Source organism: Megasphaera cerevisiae DSM 20462 (genome assembly GCF_001045675.1).
Classification (GTDB): Bacteria; Bacillota; Negativicutes; order Veillonellales; family Megasphaeraceae; genus Megasphaera; species Megasphaera cerevisiae.
The window spans coordinates 1-689 of sequence record NZ_LEKT01000155.1 but is presented as its reverse complement, the minus strand read 5'-3'; the positions used below and the strand labels follow the sequence as shown (position 1 = coordinate 689).

The 689-nt window shown below is 45.0% G+C and carries 2 protein-coding genes; both read right to left on the bottom strand.

Features of this window, described 5'->3' with window-relative positions; translation table 11 throughout:
* Positions 1–249: 249 nt before the first annotated feature.
* Positions 250–438, bottom strand: a complete 189-nt coding sequence (locus AB840_RS16980) for a hypothetical protein (protein ID WP_152669428.1) — start codon at positions 436–438, stop codon at positions 250–252.
* Positions 439–451: 13 nt separating this feature from the next.
* A partial coding sequence (locus AB840_RS18010; protein WP_048515676.1) for a hypothetical protein occupies positions 452–689 on the bottom strand: 238 nt, incomplete at its 5' end.

The following is a 689-nucleotide window of genomic DNA, read 5'->3' as shown; positions in this document are numbered from 1 at the left end:
CGGCAGGAGCTTCGGTAGATACCCACTGTTTACTTACATATTAATCCCCAATGCCCCGTGCGGGCGGTGGGGTCGTGTGATCCTTTTGTAAGGGTTATAGTTGTGTCGGATATGTTTTCGACGCCAATCATGTCGTCTGCCGCAGAATCGACTGTGACCACGGGCAAAAGGACTTGATTAATTTCAAGTGGGAATGTGATCGTTTGTGCGCCGGCCAAGGGGGCACCAATACTAAACAATCCCCACTGTTTAATATCCGATTACAACGAGGTATCCGTATTGAACAGCAGGATCACTTCCATTGCTGGATACTGTCCCTTGCGTAGTACTATCAATTTTAAATCCATATGTTACAGTATTACTTCCCGAGTCGATTCCAGCGGCAGCTAGTGGTTCAGATGTAAACGCGATGGGAAACGTAAATGTTCCTACCTGCATTTTTCCCCACTGTTTAAACACCAATAATAAAAAACCGTACGTTTTGCCCTTGCCGAGTTATTGTCCCACCGTTAACAACCCATTTAGATAAAATATTAGCTCGGGTATTTGATGCGGTGGCAATGTCTGCTCCAGCTATTGCAATGCCATTTATGTTATTATCCCAGCCTGAGGGATCGCCTTCCGTGGTTATGATTGCCCAAGGTTTGTTGGATAACGCAATAGGATATATGATTGCAGATAAACCGTTT

Coding starts and splice junctions, on each gene's coding strand:
- AB840_RS16980 (WP_152669428.1), bottom strand. CDS start 438: ATGCAGGTAGGAACATTTACGTTTCCCATCGCGTTTACATCTGAACCA.